Annotated in this window: 19 protein-coding genes; 9 read left to right on the top strand and 10 right to left on the bottom strand. The window is 52.3% G+C overall.

What is annotated here, in order from left to right; translation table 11 throughout:
- Positions 1–9 precede the first annotated feature (9 nt).
- The gene (locus F0Q32_RS02590) at positions 10–1167 is read right to left on the bottom strand and encodes an N-acetyltransferase (RefSeq protein WP_188016819.1); all 1158 of its coding nucleotides are present in this window, start codon (positions 1165–1167) and stop codon (positions 10–12) included.
- A 257-nt stretch (positions 1168–1424) separates the two neighbouring features.
- On the opposite strand from F0Q32_RS02590, the gene F0Q32_RS02585 reads away from it, so the two are divergent.
- From F0Q32_RS02585 to F0Q32_RS02570, 4 genes are read left to right on the top strand one after another with little or no spacing between them, the layout of a single operon-like run.
- A complete protein-coding gene (locus tag F0Q32_RS02585; protein ID WP_149461843.1) occupies positions 1425–3170 on the top strand; it encodes a fatty acyl-AMP ligase in 1746 nt (581 codons plus the stop codon).
- Positions 3167–4078, top strand: a complete 912-nt coding sequence (locus F0Q32_RS02580; RefSeq protein ID WP_149461842.1) for an NAD(P)-dependent oxidoreductase — start codon at positions 3167–3169, stop codon at positions 4076–4078. Before F0Q32_RS02585 ends, F0Q32_RS02580 begins: the two co-directional genes overlap by 4 nt.
- A 31-nt stretch (positions 4079–4109) precedes the next feature.
- Entirely contained in the window at positions 4110–4370 is a 261-nt protein-coding gene (locus F0Q32_RS02575) for an acyl carrier protein (RefSeq protein ID WP_149461841.1), read from the top strand.
- Positions 4357–5529 carry an aminotransferase class I/II-fold pyridoxal phosphate-dependent enzyme gene (locus F0Q32_RS02570; RefSeq protein ID WP_149461840.1) on the top strand — a complete coding sequence of 391 codons (1173 nt, stop codon included), beginning with the start codon at positions 4357–4359 and terminating at the stop codon, positions 5527–5529. The genes F0Q32_RS02575 and F0Q32_RS02570 overlap by 14 nt, the downstream gene beginning before the upstream one ends.
- A gap of 44 nt (positions 5530–5573) precedes the next feature.
- Here F0Q32_RS02570 and lptG read toward each other — a convergent pair whose 3' ends face one another.
- The 7 genes from lptG to F0Q32_RS02535 all read right to left on the bottom strand — a co-directional run bounded on the left by lptG (position 5574) and on the right by F0Q32_RS02535 (position 12098).
- On the bottom strand, positions 5574–6653 hold the full coding sequence (lptG, locus tag F0Q32_RS02565; RefSeq protein ID WP_149461839.1) for an LPS export ABC transporter permease LptG: 1080 nt from the start codon (positions 6651–6653) through the stop codon (positions 5574–5576).
- Complete coding sequence (gene lptF / locus F0Q32_RS02560; protein ID WP_149461838.1) at positions 6650–7720, bottom strand: LPS export ABC transporter permease LptF; 1071 nt, start codon at positions 7718–7720, stop codon at positions 6650–6652. The genes lptG and lptF overlap by 4 nt, the downstream gene beginning before the upstream one ends.
- Positions 7707–8282 (bottom strand): YtfJ family protein, encoded by a 576-nt coding sequence (locus F0Q32_RS02555; RefSeq protein WP_370516866.1) that lies wholly within the window; start codon positions 8280–8282, stop codon positions 7707–7709. Before F0Q32_RS02555 ends, lptF begins: the two co-directional genes overlap by 14 nt.
- A gap of 52 nt (positions 8283–8334) precedes the next feature.
- A complete protein-coding gene (locus F0Q32_RS02550) occupies positions 8335–9159 on the bottom strand; it encodes a hypothetical protein (protein WP_149461836.1) in 825 nt (274 codons plus the stop codon).
- Positions 9156–10493, bottom strand: a complete 1338-nt coding sequence (locus F0Q32_RS02545; RefSeq protein WP_149461835.1) for a lipopolysaccharide biosynthesis protein — start codon at positions 10491–10493, stop codon at positions 9156–9158. The genes F0Q32_RS02550 and F0Q32_RS02545 overlap by 4 nt, the downstream gene beginning before the upstream one ends.
- Positions 10494–10592: 99 nt before the next feature.
- On the bottom strand, positions 10593–11345 hold the full coding sequence (locus F0Q32_RS02540) for a hypothetical protein (RefSeq protein ID WP_149461834.1): 753 nt from the start codon (positions 11343–11345) through the stop codon (positions 10593–10595).
- A gap of 39 nt (positions 11346–11384) precedes the next feature.
- Complete coding sequence (locus tag F0Q32_RS02535; protein ID WP_149461833.1) at positions 11385–12098, bottom strand: hypothetical protein; 714 nt, start codon at positions 12096–12098, stop codon at positions 11385–11387.
- A gap of 173 nt (positions 12099–12271) precedes the next feature.
- Here F0Q32_RS02535 and F0Q32_RS02530 point away from each other — a divergent pair, with 173 nt between their 5' ends.
- A complete protein-coding gene (locus F0Q32_RS02530; protein ID WP_149461832.1) occupies positions 12272–12979 on the top strand; it encodes a dTMP kinase in 708 nt (235 codons plus the stop codon).
- Positions 12980–13024: 45 nt separating this feature from the next.
- Here the strand turns inward: F0Q32_RS02530 and pitA are convergent, their stop codons facing one another.
- Together pitA and proP are read right to left on the bottom strand one after the other, a co-directional pair.
- Positions 13025–14524 carry an inorganic phosphate transporter PitA gene (gene pitA / locus F0Q32_RS02525; protein WP_149461831.1) on the bottom strand — a complete coding sequence of 500 codons (1500 nt, stop codon included), beginning with the start codon at positions 14522–14524 and terminating at the stop codon, positions 13025–13027.
- 279 nt (positions 14525–14803) lie between these two features.
- Positions 14804–16306, bottom strand: coding sequence for a glycine betaine/L-proline transporter ProP (proP, locus tag F0Q32_RS02520; protein WP_149461830.1), 1503 nt, complete (start codon positions 16304–16306; stop codon positions 14804–14806).
- A gap of 824 nt (positions 16307–17130) precedes the next feature.
- Between proP and kdgT the strand changes: the two genes are divergently transcribed.
- The 4 genes from kdgT to phnC all read left to right on the top strand — a co-directional run bounded on the left by kdgT (position 17131) and on the right by phnC (position 20156).
- Positions 17131–18132, top strand: coding sequence for a 2-keto-3-deoxygluconate transporter (gene kdgT, locus F0Q32_RS02515; RefSeq protein ID WP_149461829.1), 1002 nt, complete (start codon positions 17131–17133; stop codon positions 18130–18132).
- Between the two features lie 151 nt (positions 18133–18283).
- Entirely contained in the window at positions 18284–18619 is a 336-nt protein-coding gene (locus tag F0Q32_RS02510; RefSeq protein ID WP_015966275.1) for a zinc ribbon domain-containing protein YjdM, read from the top strand.
- A gap of 176 nt (positions 18620–18795) precedes the next feature.
- Entirely contained in the window at positions 18796–19236 is a 441-nt protein-coding gene (gene yjdN, locus F0Q32_RS02505) for a VOC family metalloprotein YjdN (protein ID WP_149461828.1), read from the top strand.
- A 131-nt stretch (positions 19237–19367) separates the two neighbouring features.
- Positions 19368–20156 (top strand): phosphonate ABC transporter ATP-binding protein, encoded by a 789-nt coding sequence (gene phnC / locus F0Q32_RS02500; RefSeq protein ID WP_149461827.1) that lies wholly within the window; start codon positions 19368–19370, stop codon positions 20154–20156.
- The last annotated feature ends 1 nt before the right edge of the window (position 20157 follow it).

The raw sequence follows: 20157 nt of genomic DNA, 5'->3' as shown, positions 1-20157 counted from the left end.
AGGCTCAGTTCAGCGCAACGGCCCACCTAAGTCCTTCTCATACAACCGATACCGCTTGTAAGGCACTGCACCTATTTTCTCAAGGATCGTCCGCATTCCCGTATTGGTTTCCAGAATCCAGGACATCTCCAGCGCATCAATGCGGCGCTTCGCAAACGGCGCGCGCAGCGCTTCAATCAGCAACAGCGCAATCACCGGGCCAATACGACTGAACTGGTGCTCTTTACAAATACCCATCAGCGGCACGCGCGCGGTGCGCACGCCGCTGACTTTTAAGCGCCATAGCAGCTTCACCCAGCCAAAGGGAAACAGATGCCCGTTTAAATCAGCAATCGCTTCATTGATATTGGGCATGCCCACGATAAAACCGCACGGCGCGGAATCGATCTCTGCAATGTAGATCATGTCATCGGGCACCAGAAACTTCAGTTGATCGCCCATCATGGCGAATTCACGTTCGGTGAAGGGTACAAACCCCCAGTTATGTTGCCAGCCGGAGTTAAAGACCTCGCGTAATAGCTGCATCTCTTCGGCGAAGCGCTTTCGGTCAATACAGCGAATCGTCACTTTTTTACGCACCTGATCCATCAGGCGGGTGAGCGAGGGCGAGAATGTTAAATCAGTGCGTTTCATCCAATAAGCCAGTAAATCGATGCCTTTACTATATCCCTGTTGCTCTACGCGCGGGCCATACCAGGGTTTTCCGTGCGGCATCATTACTGAAGGCGGCGTGTCGAAACCGTCAACCAGTAAGCCACTCTCCTGGTTAATGTTCAGACTAAAAGGGCCGGTAATTTTTCGCGCGCCTTCCGCGCGCAGCCACGCCTCTGCGGCCAAAAACAGCGCTCTGAACACCTCTGCATCGTTAATTGCATCAATCATCCCGATATGTCCGCTGTCCTTACCGTAGCGTTCACGGTGCAGCATATCAATCTGCGCGGTAATTCGCCCCACCAGCTCGCCGTTTTTGCGTGCGATCCACGCCTGCCAGCGGATATGTTCAGTCCCGGGGTTCTTTGCAGAAAGATGCTCTTCGCGCTCAATTAACAACGGCGGGATCCAGTTGGGATCGTCGCCATAAAGTGAAGAAGGAAAAGAGATAAAAGCCTGGCGTTCGCGCTTACTCACCACTTTTTCAACGCTAATCATAAACAACCTGCATAAGATATTTAATAAAATAACAATAATGAATAATTCAAATAAAACGCTTCAGGCTACTGAACCTTTTTATTACAGACTTACAATAAATGTCAGTAGAAACGTTTCAATTGACAAGGGTAATAATAAAAGGCAATTCATAACATGCGGTGAATATATTATTCAGCCACCAAAATAAACACCGCGTGAAACTTTACCTTTTATGACAATATAACTTATATTACCGTCGCCGTATTGCCCTGTAACTTTTAAATTAAATATTATTCATGGTGTATATGTTCAACGAAAACCCAACACAGACTCTGCCGATGCGCTATGCGGACTTTCCCACTCTTGTGGAAGCGTTGGACTATGCAGCCTTGAGTCGCGCCGGTATGTATTTTTACGATCGACGCATCCAGCTTGAGAGCACACTGGAATATCGCCAACTGCGGCAACGCGCAAGAGCGGGCGCGCGACGGTTACTCTCTCTTAATATCCGCAAAGGCGAGCGCGTTGCGCTTATCGCAGAAACCAGCCCCGGGTTTGTCGAAGCCTTTTTTGCGTGTCAGTATGCCGGTTTGATTGCTGTTCCACTCGCCATTCCGATGGGCGTGGGGCAACGTGATTCTTACACGACCAAACTTCAGGGTTTAATAGCCAGTTGTCAACCCGCCGCTATTATTAGCAGTGATGAATGGCTTTCACTCATTAATATAGAAAATATAGATAACGCTTCTCTAAAAATTCTCAGTCATGCCGATTTCAACGCGTTAGAAGAAAAAGAGTGCGAGCTCCCGCTGCCATCTCCCGATGATATTGCTTATCTTCAATATACCTCCGGCAGTACGCGCTTCCCGCGCGGCGTCATTATTACACATCGGGAAGTCATGGCGAATTTACAGGTCATTAGCCACGACGGTATAAAATTACGCGCAAACGATCGCTGCGTCTCCTGGCTGCCTTTCTATCATGATATGGGGTTAGTCGGTTTTTTGTTAACACCCGTCGCAACACAGCTCTCGGTCGATTACCTGCGCACGCAAGATTTCGCGATGCGACCACTGCAATGGCTGAAGCTTATCAATCAAAACCGCTGCACCGTTTCGGTTGCACCGCCTTTCGGTTACGACCTGTGCCTGCGCCGCGTCAACGAGCGCGACCTGGCCGAGCTCGATCTCTCCTGCTGGCGCGTGGCGGGCATTGGCGCAGAACCGATTCCTGCGCAGCAAATAAATCAGTTTGGCGAACGTTTTCGTCAGGCACAGTTTGACCCTCATGCCTTTATGCCCTGCTACGGCATGGCCGAAAATGCGCTGGCGGTAAGCTTCTCCGCCGAAGGTGCTGGATTACAGGTCAATGAGATTGACCGCGATATTCTTGAGTGCAAAGGCAAGGCCGTTGCGCCCACCGTACAAACGCGCGCTGTCTCCACCTTTGCCAACTGCGGTAAGGCGCTCCCGGGGCATGCTATTGAAATCCGCGATGAAATGGGTAAACGCCTGGCAGAGCGGGAAATCGGTCACATTTATATTTCCGGGCCGAGCCTGATGAGCGGGTATTTCCAGGACCCGGCTTCACAAAAGGAGATTCAATCTACCGGCTGGATGGACACGGGCGATCTGGGTTATCTGCTGGACGACAATCTTTACGTTACCGGACGCATTAAGGACCTGATTATTATTCATGGTCGCAATATCTGGCCGCAGGATATTGAATACGCCGCGGAAAAAGAGTTGGGGATTCATTCAGGCAACGCCATTGCGTTTGTCACCGCGCAGGAACACATTGTTTTGCAGATTCAGTGTCGCATCAGCTCTGAAGAACATCGTCAGCAAACGCTGCATGCGCTTACGTCGCGCATTCAGAGTGAATTCGGTGTGACGGCGGACATCGAATTTGTACCGCCGCACAGCATTCCGCGCACCTCTTCCGGCAAGCCCGCGCGCGCCGAGGCTAAACGACGCTATCTCACCCCATTTGGCGAGACCGTCAGTCCGCAACAAACGCCGATAACAGGTTGCGTGCAATGAGTCATACGGTCGCGGTGACCGGCGGAACCGGTTTTATCGGCAAGCATATTCTTGCCAGTCTGCTTTCCCGCGGCTATTCGGTTCGCGCGTTAACCCGCGCGCCGCGTAATGATTCGAGCCAACAGCTCACCTGGGTTCAGGGCTCACTGGAAGACCGGAACGCTCTCACGGAGCTGGTTAAAGGCGCACGTTATGTCGTTCACGGTGCAGGCCAGGTGCGTGGACATAATGAAGACGTTTTTACCCAGTGCAATGTAATGGGAAGCTTGCGCCTGCTGCAGGCCGCAAAAGAAGGCGGATACTGCGAGCGCTTTTTGTTTATCTCTTCGCTGGCAGCGAGGCATCCTGAACTCTCCTGGTACGCCAATTCTAAATACATTGCCGAGCAAAAATTAGCGGCGATGTCCGCCGGGATCGCGTTGGGGATTTTCCGTCCTACCGCCGTCTACGGCTCGGGCGACAAAGAACTCAAACCGCTCTTCAACTGGATGCTGCGGGGCATTCTTCCCCAGCTTAGCGCGGCGGAGACAAAACTCACCTTTATTCACGCTATTGACCTCGCGCAGGCCGTTACCCAGTGGTTATCCAGTGACGTTCCGCAAGCGCAGACCTACGAATTATGTGACGGTATCGGCGGCTATCGTTGGAAGGATCTCCAGGACATCGGTTCAACCGCGCGTCATGGCCCGGTCCGATTGCTCCCTGTTCCGCTGTATCTGCTGCAAATTTTGGCGGATATCAGCACGCGGCTGAGTCTGCTGGCCGGAAAAGAACCGATGCTCACCCGGTCAAAAATCTGCGAACTCACACATCCGGACTGGTCAGTAAGCATTCAAAACGCAGTCGACGATTTTAACTGGTCCCCAGGGATTAGCCTGACGCACGCAATACACCACAGGCTATTTTGATTATCTACATAACAGGTGTGGCAACATTTCTATGGTAAATCGTGAAAGAGTGATGGATTACATTCTCTCCTGCTTGCGGGAGATGATCGAAAAGGGACTGGAAATCAAGCCTGAAAGTGACCTCGTCAACGACCTGGGTCTGGAGTCGATTAAGGTGATGGATTTGCTGATGGAGCTTGAGGATGAGTTCGATATTTCCATTCCTATCAACATCTTGCTGGATGTCAGAACGCCTGCGCAATTGCGTGACGCCTTAATTCCTTTCCTGGAGAACCGTAATGAGTCTGTATGATAAGTTTTCGCGTCTCGCCAGCGAGCGCGAGCAGTTTTCCACCTCCGGCATTACCCCCTTTGGCACCTGCATTGACGAAGTCTACTCCGCCACGCAGGGGCGCATTGGTACGCAGCGCGTCATTCTGGCGGGAACCAATAACTATCTCGGTCTGACCTTTAATGCCGACGCTATCGCCCAGGGCCAGGCGGCGTTAGCCGCACAGGGTACCGGCACGACCGGGTCGCGCATGGCAAACGGCAGCTACGGCCCGCACCTCGCGTTAGAGCAGGAACTGGCGCAATTCTTTGATCGTCCGAGCGCAATCGTCTTTTCAACCGGTTATACCGCTAACCTGGGCGTCATCAGCGCGCTGGCAGACCACAACGCGGTGGTGCTGCTGGATGCTGACAGCCACGCCAGCATCTACGATGCCTGTACCCTGGGCGGCGCGGAAATCATTCGCTTTCGCCACAATGATGCGAAAGATCTCGAACGCCGAATGCTGCGTTTGGGCGATCGTGCGCGTGAAGCCATCATTATCGTTGAAGGCATTTACAGTATGCTCGGCGACGTTGCGCCGCTGGCGGAAATTGTTGATATCAAACGTCGTCTGGGCGGCTTTTTGATCGTGGATGAAGCGCATTCCTTCGGTGTGATGGGTCTGCATGGTCGTGGCCTGGCAGAAGCCGTCGGTGTTGAACAGGATGTCGATATCATCGTCGGCACCTTCAGTAAAAGCCTCGCATCAATCGGCGGTTTCGCCGTTGGCGGTAAAGAGATGGAAGTGCTGCGCTACGGCAGTCGCCCCTATATTTTCACCGCTTCGCCATCCCCTTCCAGCATTGCCTCTGTGCGCTCCTCACTGCACACCATCGCCACCCAGCCCACGCTGCGGCAAAAGCTGTGGGATAACGCGCATCGTCTGTATAACGGGTTAGAAAAGCTGGGTTATCAACTGGGCTCGCATATCAGCCCGGTCGTGCCGGTCATTATCGGTTCAAAAGAGGAAGGTCTGAGGATCTGGCGCGAACTCATTACATTAGGCGTTTATGTGAACCTGATCCTGCCACCCGCAGCCCCTGCCGGCATCACCCTGCTGCGTTGTAGCATGAACGCCGCGCACAGCGATGAAGAAATCGATGCCATTCTTCAGGCATTCGCCACGCTGAAATCCTGAATCCGGATCAGCCATGCGCGTGTTACGCCGCATGGCTGAACCACTCACCGCACCCGATCATACCGCCGCACCAATAACAACGCGGCAATCACACAACCTGCCGGCAACGCCAGCGCAGTTAACGCCGCGTTGAGGGCGAACAATAATCCCAGATTAACCATAATTTGATAACTGATGTAGAGCAGCAGCCCCAAAATACCGCCTACGGCTAAGCGACTGCCAAGCCCTGATGAACGCGGAGCAACAAAGGCAAAGGGGATTGCCAGTAAAATCATCGCCAGGGTCAAAATGGGCCGCCCCAGCTTTTGCCAGAGCGCCAGCCGGTATTCCATGCTGGGCTGATGCGTCTGTTGCAAGTAGGCAATGTAATGATTGAGCTGGCGAATGGAGAAGGTGTTCCCCGGCAACGAGAGTACGTCCAGGCTCATATGGGTGAAAAAGGCGTTCCACGGTAAACTTGCTTTGCTTTCAATGGTTTCCCTGCCATTACTCCACTGTTTTTTACGCACATCCTGAAGTACCCACTTATCGCCTTTCACGATGGTCGCCCTCCTGGCGTAGATGTAGAACTCAAGGGTGAGATCGTCACGATAGTGAAAAATCTCGACGCCAACAGGTTGCCCCTGCTCATTCAGGGATTTCACGGTCATAAAGGTATTATCGCGGCGAGCCCACAACACATTCCCGGTGATATCGATACCGTTCCCGGCGGCCATCGCCACGTTTCTGATTTGCAGCGCACGCTGCTGTAACGGCGATGCCACCCACTCATCAATCACACCCAACGATACCGCCCATAATAATCCCGCGAACAGGGCGACCAATGCAATTCTGAACACAGAGACACCGGTGCTGCGAATAGCCGTCAGTTCACTGCTTTTTGACAGTAACCCCAACCCAACTATTCCGCCAAGCAGAGCAATGAAAGGCCCGAGATCGATAAGGCTGCGCGGGAGTGTCATCAACACTACCAGCACCGCCTGCGTCCAGTGATAGCCGCCGGGGCTGACATCATCCAGCTCATTAATCAAATTAAAGGTGCTGAACAACGGCAGCAGCAGGCCCGCCGCCGCTGCAAAACCGGTGAAGAGGTAACGAATCAGGTAACGGCTGAATAGGGTCATCGGAAGAGTTTCTGTCGCCAGGAGAAGTCACGCGCCATCAGCGCCACCACGCCGAGAAGCATAAGTGCAGGCACCAGCCAGACGCCGGGCGTCAGCGGTATCGCGCCATTCGCCACCAGCGTTCTGCACACATTGCCACCGTAAAAAATCGCGACGAACATCAGCGTAAGGGGAATTAATGTCGCGAAACGCCCCTGACGAGGTTTCACGCGGCTTAATGGAATAGCCAGCAGCGCCATCAACAGTGCGGTGATGCCGCGACTTTTTCGCCACTGTAGCTCCGCGTGATCCGCTGGATCGCTGGAAACGGACAACGTCTCCGCCGGTTTGGCCTTACGTTTGATTTCCACACGCTGCGTGAGCGGGTTGAGATGCAATTCCAGATTACGATAAATTTGTTCGTTATCGTCGCGGCCCTCCTGATCGAGCGTATAGCCCGTTCCCGCGTGTAACATCACCGTTGGCGTCAGAGGTGAAGGGTCGATCACATCAATGGATTGCGCACGAAACAGACTGGTTTTGCCGCCTGCGGAGGTATATATCAGCGCTTCATTCAGGTGATTCGAAGTGGGGTTAATCATCTCGGCCATAATCATGCGACCGTTGTCATTGACGTTGAATTTTTTCGCCTGCAAATGGCGAACATCCAGTTCCGATTGCGACTGCTGCTCTAACAGATAAATTTGCCCATACGCCCATGGCCTTCCATACACCGACAGCAACATCACCATAATACTCAACGGGATAGCCAAAAAGATCACCGCTTTATACAAACGAAACGGACTGGCGCCCGCAGCAGACATGGCGGTGATTTCCGAATCCGTGTAAAGCTGGCCGAGCGTTACGCCGACCGATACATACAACGCGACGGGCAGCAGCATCTCCAGCGCAATCAGCACTTTATAGAAAACCACACTCAATACGACTTCCAGCGCCAGCGTGCCGTTAGCGGCTTCGGTGAGATAGCGTTGTGCGCAGTAGCAGGTGAAAATGAAGATCAAAAAGCCAACCATAATCAGCATCAGGCGGCAGGTTCCGCCCATGATATAGCGCTCAATCAGTTTCATGTTTAGCCGCAGACCTTTCCTGTTCAGAAATGAGCACCCAGAGCAGCTTAATCACCTCGCTGACCTCTTTTTCCGTCAGGCCGCCGTCTTTGGCCCACACGATTTGCCCCTGATGATTGAGGACAAAAATGGTGGAACTCTCCTCTGGTAGCTGCCAGCTATTTCGCCCCACACCGCCGCCGTCGATGATGAATTGCGCCCACGCGTATCGACGCTTGTTTTTCTCAATCTTGCCGCGCACGAAGTAACTGGTGCCAAAGATGACATCATCGGTATTCACAATGGTGGTAGGCTGAAAAACATCGTCGGGAAAGTGCGCTTTCTCAACGGCTTTAATCAATAGTGAGTTTTTCTTTTTAGCGGACTTCCGTCCGGCGATGTACTGCACAATGCGTACTTTTCCCGCCAGCTGTGCACTGTTCCAGGGCTGATAGCGAATGCTGTCGTCGTTCAGCACCAGCTCGCCACCATCGCTGATGGCGATCGGTGAAACAGCTTTTCCGACGACAAAATTATGCGCCGCCGCCAGGCCGGGAAGATACAGGAGCGTAACCATCAACATAATGGCGAACACGCCTCTCCAGCGATTATCCTTCATCGTGTTGTGCATCCTTTTACAACGGAAAGCGCGACAGAAGCAGTTCTAAGCGCTGGCGAATGTCTTCGTCCAGCGCGACCGGCGTCTCGTAGGCCAGGCGATTTTCCATATCGTCGGCCACCATCTCATCATGCTTGTCGCCCATCAGACCGTTAATGGCGGCTAAAAAGCGGGAAATCTGCCGCGCGTCGTGGTTATCCGGGTTAATCGACCGCAGGGTGTCGTAATATGACACCTGCTGGCTGATAATTTTCCGCACATTATGGAACTCCCGTCCCGTTAGCCTGGGTTTCGCTAATATTGCCTTAATTTCCAGCATTTGCGCCTGACGACAAGCGACAAAATCTTCCACGCTTGCCAGCCGATTATGGCGTAGTCGATACCGTACAAGACGCCACACTGGCGAACTCAAACACACCCGTAGCAGCCTGGCGTAAAAGGTAATGACGTCCTTCTTTTCATTACGAAATCCATCCTGAAAGCGCCCAAGATAAACCGTCGTTTTACCGAACAAGAAACCGGCCCGGTGCTTTTGCAGATACAATCTTTGGGCGAAGCGTAAATGTTTATAGCGCGCGCGCATGTATTTGTATTGCAAGCGTTCTGCCGCAGAGAGCTCAACCCCTCTGGCCTGTTTCAACATCAGATTCAGCAAATCCTGGCGCTTTACGCCGTCTTCCCAGAATTGCAGACATAACGCATAGTTGCCTTGAATGATTTCCGGCGTACAGTGCAAATCAATCACCGGCGGCAGGCTAACCTGCGCATCCACGTAATCGTCCTCTTCTACCGCCGTAAACAGGCGCTGAGTCACTTCAGGTGCAAAACGTTTCTCGATCACTTTCCGCTCTCCATCGATCCTTTAAAGACCAGTAAATGGCGCTGAAAATAAGCACGTAGCGTCGGCACCAGTGAAAACAGCACATCAAGGCACTGGCCGAAGAAGTAGGCGAAGGCCGCGCCCATCACGCCAAAAACATGTGACAGCACAATCAATAAAATGAGATAGCCCGCCGAAGCGAACGTCTGGGCCACAAGGAAAGCTCGCTGTCTGCCCGCCATAAGCAACAGCGATTCCTGCGGGAAACCCACCATCGAGATGACAATGGCCGCCAGCATGACCTGAATCAGGTCGTACGCCTCAAGGTATTTCATCCCAAACACCAGCGAGATCAGCGGCTTGCCGACTAAAATCACCAGTAATGCCACCAACATGCCAATTCCCCCGGCCAGCAACGCAGAGCGAATACCCAGCATCCACGGGCGTGTAGTGCGCGGGTCGAGGCGCATCACTTCAGGATAAAAACTTTTGCCCAGTAAACCGGCGGGGGTGCCAGCCGCATCAAAGAAGGTCATCGCAATTTTAAACAGCCCCGCCGCCGCCGGGCCCAACACGACGCCGACCAACACGGTGCTACAGGAGTTGCGCGCCGACCAGATGGAGTGTGCAATGTTGGTTGACCAGACAAAGCTCCAGGCTCCCGGTATCCGTCGCGCGGATTCAAACAACCTGGGGCGTAGCGCGCCATGAATATTACGACGACGCAGTTCGCGCGCGGCAAACCACCAGTACATCGTGCCACCTACCAGGTTAGAGACGTACCAGGTAATCACAAACCCGGCGAAACCAAAATCGCCAAAGTAAGCAATCACGCTTCCCAGCGCGCGTAGAAAGGGTTTCGTCGCCTGCTGAATGGCGATCAGATCAAAACGGTCAACCGCACGCAAAATACCGGTTGGCGTGGATGACGCCATCGACGGGATCAGCGTGCAATAGAGCATGGCTAACCAGAAACTCTGCGCATCCAGCCCCATGGAGTGCGAGAGAAACGGTAGCAGCGCCATACCGCCGACAATAGCAACGGCCCCGCTGACGATATCCAGGCCGAAGGAAAACGACACCACATCACGAAACTGCTGTGGATTATTAGTTTCCAGCGCGGGCGTGCCGTACTGCACTACGAGTTGCCAGGTCTGGAACTTAATAAAATCACTGATCGATTTGGCGTAGGATTGCACCACCACAAGCACACCAAACATCGCAGGCGTCATGCCTTTACCGGCGCAGGAGAGCGCCAGTAATCCCAGCAGGGCGCTGACTACATTACTGGAGCCTAAATAGGCGCTATTGCGAATAATGGTGCGAAATGCGCCATCAGAAAACCAATTTTTCATCGTGATAAAAACAGTCCGTTCAGGCTCGTTATATTCAGCAAGGAATTAATTCCCATGCATTCATAATTAAATTAAATAATTAATCAGCCAACATTCAGATCACAGCATGGCGCGCTGACGTTTTGAATCAGCAGCGACCGTCGATGCTGCGGATAAGGCCTTTTCAAGTACCTCGGAATAAGGTGCTCTTGCATCCAGCTCAATAATGCATGAGCCGTTATAGTGAATTTTCGACATCACACCGATTTTGTCCCGTAGCTCTTCATAATCATGATCGGGCTTGCGCGAAAATGCGGTCTCTACATCAATCATCAGTCGAATAATTAATTCTGGTTGATAACGTGCCATTTGCTGATAAAGCTGTTGCTCGCGTTTTGCCAACCACTGCTTTATTTTTCCCGTCGCGCGCTCAATGCCTATACCTGGCCCATCGTAATAAAAACCCGAAATTTCAGCCTGGGGAAAGCGGTCGCTCACCACCAGCACACCACTTTGCGTCAGGTGCTGAACTCGGCGTAGTTTTACCCGTCGACGAAGCGAGAAAGCGAACATAATCAACGCGGCCCACAGGGCTGGCGAGCGGTTTTTCATGCTCTGCGTCTTTGATGACTTCGCGGCTAAACGCCGCTCAAGCCAGACGCCAATAAACGGTAACTTTTTGATTTTGTCACCGTCTTCTCCTGAAAGCAGCCCCAGATATCGGCGCTCGGTGACCCACTGCGTTTGCAGTTGTTTAACCAGATCCGTGGTCAGGGTTGATTTACCGGTGCCATCACAGCCCACCACCGCAATCAGGCCGGGAATACATTCAGTCTGGGAGATTGCGGCCTGGGTGAAGTTGGTCATTTCCATGGTATTTACTCTTGAGTTCCTTACAATCAGGCGCGGTAATCAGGAAAGTGTGGACTGAATCGAACGTAATGATTCAGCGAGGATTTCATCCGCGGGCTGGCGTCCATCCAGCTCAAGAATGGGCGCATGGTTAAAATTGAGTGTAGGGATGACGGTGGTTTTCTCATGCAGTGCCACGAGTGAGTGGTCGGGCTTGCGGCTGAAGGCCGTTTTTTCATCAATTGCGAGGCGAATCAATAGCACGGGAATATAAGAAGCCATCCAGTGATACAGTTTTAGCTCGTTTTTTCTGAGCAGACACACCCAGCGATTGCCGCCTTCCGTCTTTGCCAGTTGCGGGCCATCAAACCGAAAACCGGGCACTTCTACCTGCGGGTAGCGGTCGGTTATCAATACATACCCTTGCTCGCTTTTGCGCAGCATTTTGCGAAACTTCCAGCCTCGCCAGCAGGAGAGTAAAAAGATAACCAGTGCGCTGACGTTACCAGGAGGCTGCGAGGGAAAATCGTGTACGTTAGCCGCTTTGGCGCGTAAATAACGGCCAAACGGGGCACCGATAATTGGCAGTTGCGTAATCCATTCACCAATACGCCCGGAAGATTGCCCAAGATACAATAATTGCGTGGGCATTTGCGGGGCCAGCTTTTCAAGTAGCGCCGTCGCCAGCGTGGATTTTCCAGAACCATCACAACCGACTATGGCAATCACTCTGACAAAAGGCGAATTAACCTTTCGGCTATTATATTGGTTCATGGAAAACTCATTATTGAAGAAATGATTGTATATTACAGGCATTGTGCTCAGAATATCTTTTCGGCATTGCTGTGACAATAATTAAATGTCAGCACGACATAAACTATCGCCGTACCCAAATACATTTATTTAAATAATATTTAATGTTGGCATATTAAATAAAGGATATATTTATGCAGTCAATAACTCCTCCGGTTATTGCCGTTATTGGCAGTGACGGTTCAGGTAAATCCACTGTTTGTGAACGTCTGATTAAAACCGTACAAAAATATGGCCCCGCCGAACAGGTTCACTTAGGAAAACAGGCAGGCAACGTTGGGCGCGCCGTTACAAAACTGCCCTTAATGGGGAAATCACTGCATAAAACTATCGAACGCAACCAGGTAAAAACGGCAAAAAAATTGCCCGGCCCCATTCCTGCACTGGTAATTACCGCTTTTGTCGCACGCCGCCTGCTGCGCTTTCGTCATATGCTGGCGAGCCATAAGAAGGGGCTGATCATATTAACTGACCGCTACCCGCAGGAGCAGATCCCCGGCGCTTACGACGGAACCGTTTTTCCTCCGAATGCCACCGGTAGCCGGTTTGTATCCTGGCTGGCAGAACTTGAACGCAAGGCGTTCCACTGGATGGCGAGCTATAAGCCGGATCTCGTGATCAAGCTGAACGTTGACCTTGAAGTGGCTTGCGCGCGCAAACCCGATCACCAGCGAGAATCACTGGCGCGCAAGATTGCCATCACGCCGCAGTTGACCTTTAACGGTGCCGAACTGATTGATATCGATGCCAACAAACCGCTGGATGACGTGTTAAACGATGCAGAAAATGCGGTGATGCGCTTTATGGAAAGCCGGGGCTATGTCCCGCTTGCGAGTGCCTGATTATCCGGTTATGCCCGGTATATAACCGGGCATAACCGCTGTAACTTAGATAAGTTGGAGTGCAATCCAGTAAAGCGCCCCGGATAAAAAGATAGCCGCCGGCAGCGTGAAGATCCACGCCATCAGAATGCTGGTCACCGTTTTACGCTGTAACCCACCGCCATCCACCAGCATAGTGCCTGCAACTGCGGAAGAGAGCACATGCGTGGTGGAAACCGGCATCCCGACGTAGCTTGCCAGGCCTATCGAAATCGCCGCCGTAATTTGCGCGGACATTCCCTGGGCGTAAGTCATGCCTTTCTTGCCAATCTTCTCGCCGATGGTCATCGCCACGCGCTGCCAGCCAATCATCGTACCGATACCCAACGCCAGCGCCACGGCCATAATGATCCAGATGGGCGCGTACTCGATGGTGCTCAGAATATCGCTGCGCAGTTTTTTCAGCATCTGCTGGTCATTGCGGTTCACCCCTTCAGACTTCGCCACTTTCTCAGCCGTATCGGAGATGCAGAGCATGATGCGCCTCAGTTGGCTACGCTGTCCTACCTCCAGGTCGCTGTAGTTAGTTACATTGCCTGCCAGCAGGGTTTTAACGCGCTCGAAAGCCTCCATGGTATTCGCCGGATGGCAGTGGAATGCACTCGATTGCACACCCCCGGACTGCGCGGTCGCCACAGGTTGCTCCGTTGTGGTGATGGTTTTCAGCAGTTCAGGGCGCTGCTCAAGAAACATTTCAAAGTTGTTGATAGCATCGCGGGTACGGGCAATTTCGTAACCCGATGCGTTCATATTGACCACAAACCCGGCGGGTGCGATCCCCACCAGCACCAGCATCACCAGGCCTATCCCTTTCTGGCCATCGTTCGCGCCGTGAGAAAACGCCACGCCCGCCGCCGAAACAATCAGCGAGGTCCGCGTCCAGAAAGGAGGTTTGCGTACGCCGCCTTTCTTTTTACGATCTTCCGGCGAACGGTGGATGCGAGCACGTTTTTTGGTGCCGCTCCAGAAGCGACGCAACAGAAAAATCAGCCCTCCAGCCAGTACAAGGCCGACAATCGGCGACACGATCAAAGAGGTAAAGATTTTGGTTACTTCACGCAGGTTCAGTGCTTCCACCACAGAATTGCCATTCATCACGGCGTTGGTGAGCCCAATGCCAATTATCGCGCCAATCAGCGTATGTGAACTGGAGGCAGGCAAACCGAAAAACCAGGTGCCGAGGTTCCAGATGATTGCCGCCAGCAACATCGAAAAGACCATCGCCAGCCCGTGCGAAGAGCCCATATTCAGCAGCAAATCGGTCGGTAGCATATGCACAATGGCGTAAGCCACACTGAGCCCCCCCAACAGCACGCCAAAAAAGTTGAACGCAGCGGCCATCATCACCGCTAGCTGCGGGCGCATAGCGCGGGTGTAGATAACCGTCGCCACCGCGTTGGCCGTATCGTGAAAGCCATTAATCGCTTCGTAAAACAGGACGAATGCCAGAGCAAGCAATAATAAAAGCCCGGTGTATATATCCAAGCCCATAAATAAATTAAACATATATATAATTGCGCCATATTAAAATAATGAACGGGCGCATTATCGGGGAGTTTAGCTATTCGGGCAAAGTGAATTATTCTTTTTTACCGACAGTGCGATAAATATCCAGAAAGCAAGTCAAGAATAATTCCACAAACAAATAAATAATGAAAACAAATCCATAATACGAATATTATTAGGTATATAAAAACATCATTAAACAAAACGATTTTGCTGAATGTTTCCAAAAAAAAAGCCGGGTTAGACTCACGTCTACCCGGCTTGATGATGAACTCGCGATTACTCGTTAATTTTTGGATGCTGCTGCACCAGACGTGTCCGTTGCTCCTGCAGCGTCGCGATTTCGGCATCGATATCTTCGATTTTATGCTCGATGTTATCGTGATGCTCCTGCAAAATTTCTCGCGCTTCTTCGATATCCGATGCGGCAGGCGTCGCCCCTTTCAGCGGACGGTTCGCCGTTTCTTTCATCGTGAGGCCGGTAATCAGACCGATTACCGCAATCACCATCAGATAGTAAGCCGGCATCATCAGGTTCTGTGAGGTTTCCACCAGCCATGCCGCCAGCGTCGGCGTCAGGCCGGCAATCAGCACAGAGATGTTAAAGGCAGCGGCCAGCGCACTATAACGGATGTGCGTCGGGAACATTGCCGGCAGCGTCGAGGCCATTACGCCAGTAAAACAGTTCAGGATCACCGCCAGCAACAGCAGACCCGCGAAAATCAGGCCAATCACATTACTGTTAATCAGGATGAAGGCCGGGATTGCGAACACCAACAGCGCCACGCTACCAATAATGACGAATGGACGACGACCAAAACGGTCACTTAACAGGCCCATGACCGGCTGCACAAACAGCATACCAATCATGATGGCGATAATAATCAGCACGCCATGATCTTCAGAATAATGCAGGTTATGCGACAGGTAGCTCGGCATATAGGTCAATAGCATGTAATAGGTGACGTTGGTCGCAATAACCAGGCCAATACACGCCAACAGGCTACGCCAGTGTTTGGTCGCAATTTCTTTAAAGGAGACTTTCGGTCCTTCCTGGAGGCCCTGACGATCACCCTGCTCAAGTTTTTCAACGTGCTGCTGGAACGCTGGCGTCTCTTCGAGCGCGTGACGCAGATAGAGGCCAATAATGCCTAACGGCAGCGCGATAAAGAACGGAATACGCCAGCCCCACTCAAGGAAGTTTTCCTCACCCACCACGGTGGAAATCAGGACAACGACCCCCGCACCCAGCACAAAGCCCGCGATGGAGCCGAAATCAAGCCAACTGCCCATAAAGCCACGTTTACGGTCAGGTGAATATTCCGCAACAAAGATGGATGCCCCGGTATACTCACCACCCACCGAAAAGCCCTGCGCCATTTTACACAACAGCAGCAGTATGGGGGCCCAGATACCGATGGACGCATATGACGGTATCAGACCAATACAGAACGTACTGATCGACATAATCACGATGGTGATCGCCAGGATTTTCTGACGACCGTACTTATCGCCGAGCATCCCGAAGAACAGACCACCCAACGGGCGAATTAAGAACGGTACAGAGAACGTCGCCAGCGCGGCTATCATCTGCACGCTTGGGTCGGCACCCGGGAAGAAGACTTTACCTAAGGCGTAGGCGACAAAGCCATACACACCAAAGTCGAACCATTCCATTGCATTACCAAGCGAGGCCGCGGTGATGGCTTTACGGAGCTTGGCATCATCGATAATCGTGACATCACGGAGCGTGATCGGCTTTACTTTTTTCCTTCGAAGCATGGGTATTCCTCATTTACATTCGCCGTTAACGCACACCCTGTGGAGTCGAACAGCTCGCTGTTCGCATGGTGTACGGAGGAGCCGGGAAAATGCAGACTCCTGTTTATCAAGCGTAGCAGGTTTGCTTGTACTGCTAGCGCGCCCTTTGCGCGGGAGCGCATTCGGGGGTGACAGCTTCGCGTTACACTTCTCTGGGTTCATGAAGTGCCGAAAGCCGCCGGTGCAATCAAACCTGTTGACGCCTGTACTGGCTAATTACAGGTGGTTAAAAAATCCCCGGAATGTCGGTTCCGGTTTGGACTCAGGCCTTTTACCCTACCAGCGTTTAAATTTGTGATCAACTTCGCAAATAAATGCACGCTGTTGTTAAGTTGAGTCGATATTCGTAAATAAGTTCAATCTTAATGGATTTTTACGTCAAAGCGCGACCAGGCATTGTTACCAAAAACACACCTAAAAATGTCAAATAACCCAGGAAATAATTACCCGCATTATTATTAAACTAAGATAAATCTCATCATTTAAATTCACAAACCATTCACAGCCAATTTATCTCTTCACACCAGACCTAAGCTTTCATCAAAATATGTGATCGATATAACTAAAACACTGTTTTATTTTGATTGAATCATAATTCCAGCAAATGCATCATAGTTTCAGGAACAGCACCTCTGGGCTTTTCAGGGAGAATTTCTCCCTCGTTGTCCCCACCGCGTTCCGGCCGCATGGACAGAGATACCCGAAAGGAAAGACTCGGGTAACTGGTTGAAATTATTATTCTTAACCTCTTCCATCGTCATTCAGATGAGAAGCGAGGATGCAATATGAAAATTAAAGCCACAATGGAAAGAATCCCTGGCGGGATGATGCTGATCCCCTTACTGCTGGGTGCCGTATTAAACACCTTTGCGCCAAACACCGGCGAATACTTTGGTTCCTTCACGAAAGGCATGATTGGCGGAACGGTACCGATTCTTGCAGTCTGGTTCTTCTGCATTGGTGCATCAATTGATTTGCGGGCAACCGGAACCGTATTACGTAAATCAGGTACGCTGGTGCTGACCAAAATTGGCGTCGCCTGGATTGTGGCGATGATTGCAGCCATGTTTATTCCAGAAAGCGGTATTCAGACCGGTTTCTTTGCAGGTCTGTCCGTTCTGGCCATTGTTTCCGCCATGGATATGACCAACGGCGGCTTATACGCCAGCCTGATGAACCAATATGGCACGAAAGAAGAGTCCGGCGCGTTCGTATTGATGTCGCTGGAGTCCGGCCCGCTGATGACCATGGTTATCCTCGGTTCCGCCGGTCTGGCCTCTTTCGAACCTCACCACTTTATCGGCGCGGTGCTGCCATTCCTGATTGGCTTTACGCTCGGTAACCTGGACCACGACCTGCGCGCTTTCTTTAGCAAAGCAACGCCAGTTTTGATCCCGTTCTTCGGCTTCGCACTGGGAAATACCATCAACCTGAACGTCATTATGGACACCGGTCTGCTGGGCATCGCCCTGGGTGTTGCGGTAATCGTTATCACCGGTATTCCGCTGATTATTGCCGACCGCGTAATTGGCGGCGGTAACGGTACAGCAGGTGTGGCAGCCTCTTCCGCAGCAGGTGCGGCAGTCGCCAACCCGGTGATTATTGCCCAGATTAACCCATCGTTTGCTCCAGTCGCCGCCTCTGCAACAGCGCTGGTCGCGGCAAGCGTCATCGTCACGGCGATTCTGGTGCCTATCATCACAGCCCTGTACGCCAAACGTTTCGGAAAAGTGCCCACACCCGAGAATAGCGCCACCGCAAGCGTCTCTCAGGCCGCTCATCACTAACTTCATCCGCCCCCTCTTCCGAGGGGGCTCTGTTTCCTCCCTGGAATAACGCCGACAAAAGTGTGGTTTTGCGCTATCATTAGCGACTGTTTGCGGCATTATGCCGGTTTTTAGGGGCTTATTGCCCTTTCGCACTTTTGAGGAAATCCCCATGTCATTACCCCACTGCCCGAAATGCAATTCCGAATACACTTACGAAGATAACGGCATGTATATCTGCCCGGAATGCGCCCACGAATGGAACGATGCTGAACCCGCACAGGACAGCGATGAGCTGATTGTGAAAGATGCCAACGGCAATCTGCTGGCCGACGGCGACAGCGTCACCGTGGTGAAAGATCTGAAAGTGAAAGGCAGCTCTTCGATGCTGAAGATCGGCACCAAGGTGAAAAACATTCGCCTGGTTGAAGGCGACCACAACATCGATTGCAAAATCGATGGTTTCGGCCCGATGAAGCTGAAATCTGAGTTCGTTAAAAAGAACTGATTGTATCTGTTGTCACACGATCGGTAGGCCGGATAAGGCGCTCGCGCCGCATCCGGCAACGGTGCCTGATGCGACGCTAACGCGTCTTATCAGGCCTACAAATCCCCCGCCCGCCCCCTCATCTGTACAAAATTCGAACTACACTTAATGGGCTCTTCTTACCTGAGGTAACGATTATGCCGTTAAGTCCCTACATTGCTTTCTCCGGAAACTGCGCCGATGCCATCGCCTGGTATCAACAGACGCTGGGCGCGGAATTGCTCTACAAAATCACCTTTGGCGAAATGCCGAAAGATGCGCAGGAAAGCAGCGACGGCTGCCCCTCCGGCCAGACCTACCCTGAAAACGCCATTGCCCACGCTAACCTGAAAGTTGCGGGAAGCGACATCATGATGAGCGACGGCGCGCAAAGCGGAAATACCGGCTACAGCGGCTTTACGCTGGTGCTGGATACCCAGGACGTCAACGAAGGAAAACGCTGGTTCGATAGCCTGGCGGCAGAAGGCCAGATTGAGATGGCCTGGCAGGAAACCTTCTGGGCGCACGGTTTCGGCAAAGTCACCGATCGCTACGGCCTGCCCTGGATGATCAACGTCGTCAAACAGCCTGGCGGATAAACTCTGCGGGAGGTACATCCTCCCGCTGTCATCATTTTCACCTTAACTCTTCATCTTTACGTCACTCACGCTTAACCCAACTGTCACAAAAATTCGCCACGATGGAGCCACTTTTTTAGGGAGGCTCCAGCATGCAAACGATTATCCGCGTCGAACAACTGAGCAAAACCTTCAATCAGCATCAGGCGCTGCATGCGGTTGATCTGAACATTCATCACGGTGAAATGGTGGCTCTGCTTGGGCCGTCGGGTTCCGGCAAATCCACCCTTTTACGTCACTTAAGCGGCCTGATTGTCGGCGATAAAAAGCCAGAATGCCGCGTCGAGCTGCTGGGCCGCACAGTCCAGCGCGAAGGCCGCCTGGCCCGCGATATCCGCAAAAGCCGCGCCAACACCGGCTACATCTTCCAACAATTCAACCTGGTGAATCGCCTGAGCGTACTGGAGAACGTGCTGATTGGCGCGCTCGGCAGCACGCCATTCTGGCGCACCTGTTTTAGCTACTTCACCCGCGAGCAGAAACAGCGCGCGTTACAGGCGCTGACCCGCGTTGGCATGGTGCACTTTGCCCATCAGCGCGTTTCCACCCTCTCCGGCGGACAGCAGCAGCGTGTGGCGATTGCCCGTGCGCTGATGCAGCAGGCGAAGGTGATTCTGGCCGATGAACCCATCGCCTCGCTGGACCCGGAATCGGCGCGCATCGTGATGGACACCCTGCGCGACATTAACCAGAACGACGGCATTACCGTGGTCGTCACGCTGCATCAGGTGGATTACGCCCTGCGCTACTGCGAACGCATCGTCGCCCTGCGCCAGGGGCACGTCTTCTACGACGGCAGCAGCCAACAGTTTGATAACGAACGTTTTGACCATCTCTACCGCAGCATTAATCGCATCGAAGAGAACGCGAAAGCTGCCTGAC

This window comes from Pseudocitrobacter sp. 73 (assembly GCF_008369545.1).
In the GTDB taxonomy this organism is placed as follows: Bacteria; Pseudomonadota; Gammaproteobacteria; order Enterobacterales; family Enterobacteriaceae; genus Pseudocitrobacter; species Pseudocitrobacter vendiensis.
This window is presented reverse-complemented; position numbering and strand designations above follow the sequence as displayed.

Excerpts from the sequence above, each read along its gene's own strand:
- pitA (WP_149461831.1), bottom strand. The coding sequence starts at position 14,524 with ATGTTTAATTTATTTATGGGCTTGGATATATACACCGGGCTTTTATTA.
- yjdN (WP_149461828.1), top strand. The coding sequence starts at position 18,796 with ATGCCGTTAAGTCCCTACATTGCTTTCTCCGGAAACTGCGCCGATGCC.
- F0Q32_RS02510 (WP_015966275.1), top strand. The coding sequence starts at position 18,284 with ATGTCATTACCCCACTGCCCGAAATGCAATTCCGAATACACTTACGAA.
- F0Q32_RS02575 (WP_149461841.1), top strand. The coding sequence starts at position 4,110 with ATGGTAAATCGTGAAAGAGTGATGGATTACATTCTCTCCTGCTTGCGG.
- lptF (WP_149461838.1), bottom strand. The coding sequence starts at position 7,720 with ATGAAACTGATTGAGCGCTATATCATGGGCGGAACCTGCCGCCTGATG.
- F0Q32_RS02580 (WP_149461842.1), top strand. The coding sequence starts at position 3,167 with ATGAGTCATACGGTCGCGGTGACCGGCGGAACCGGTTTTATCGGCAAG.
- F0Q32_RS02570 (WP_149461840.1), top strand. The coding sequence starts at position 4,357 with ATGAGTCTGTATGATAAGTTTTCGCGTCTCGCCAGCGAGCGCGAGCAG.
- F0Q32_RS02530 (WP_149461832.1), top strand. The coding sequence starts at position 12,272 with ATGCAGTCAATAACTCCTCCGGTTATTGCCGTTATTGGCAGTGACGGT.
- F0Q32_RS02540 (WP_149461834.1), bottom strand. The coding sequence starts at position 11,345 with ATGGAAATGACCAACTTCACCCAGGCCGCAATCTCCCAGACTGAATGT.
- kdgT (WP_149461829.1), top strand. The coding sequence starts at position 17,131 with ATGAAAATTAAAGCCACAATGGAAAGAATCCCTGGCGGGATGATGCTG.
- F0Q32_RS02555 (WP_370516866.1), bottom strand. The coding sequence starts at position 8,282 with ATGTTGATGGTTACGCTCCTGTATCTTCCCGGCCTGGCGGCGGCGCAT.
- phnC (WP_149461827.1), top strand. The coding sequence starts at position 19,368 with ATGCAAACGATTATCCGCGTCGAACAACTGAGCAAAACCTTCAATCAG.
- F0Q32_RS02545 (WP_149461835.1), bottom strand. The coding sequence starts at position 10,493 with ATGAAAAATTGGTTTTCTGATGGCGCATTTCGCACCATTATTCGCAAT.
- proP (WP_149461830.1), bottom strand. The coding sequence starts at position 16,306 with ATGCTTCGAAGGAAAAAAGTAAAGCCGATCACGCTCCGTGATGTCACG.
- F0Q32_RS02535 (WP_149461833.1), bottom strand. The coding sequence starts at position 12,098 with ATGAACCAATATAATAGCCGAAAGGTTAATTCGCCTTTTGTCAGAGTG.
- F0Q32_RS02585 (WP_149461843.1), top strand. The coding sequence starts at position 1,425 with ATGGTGTATATGTTCAACGAAAACCCAACACAGACTCTGCCGATGCGC.
- lptG (WP_149461839.1), bottom strand. The coding sequence starts at position 6,653 with ATGACCCTATTCAGCCGTTACCTGATTCGTTACCTCTTCACCGGTTTT.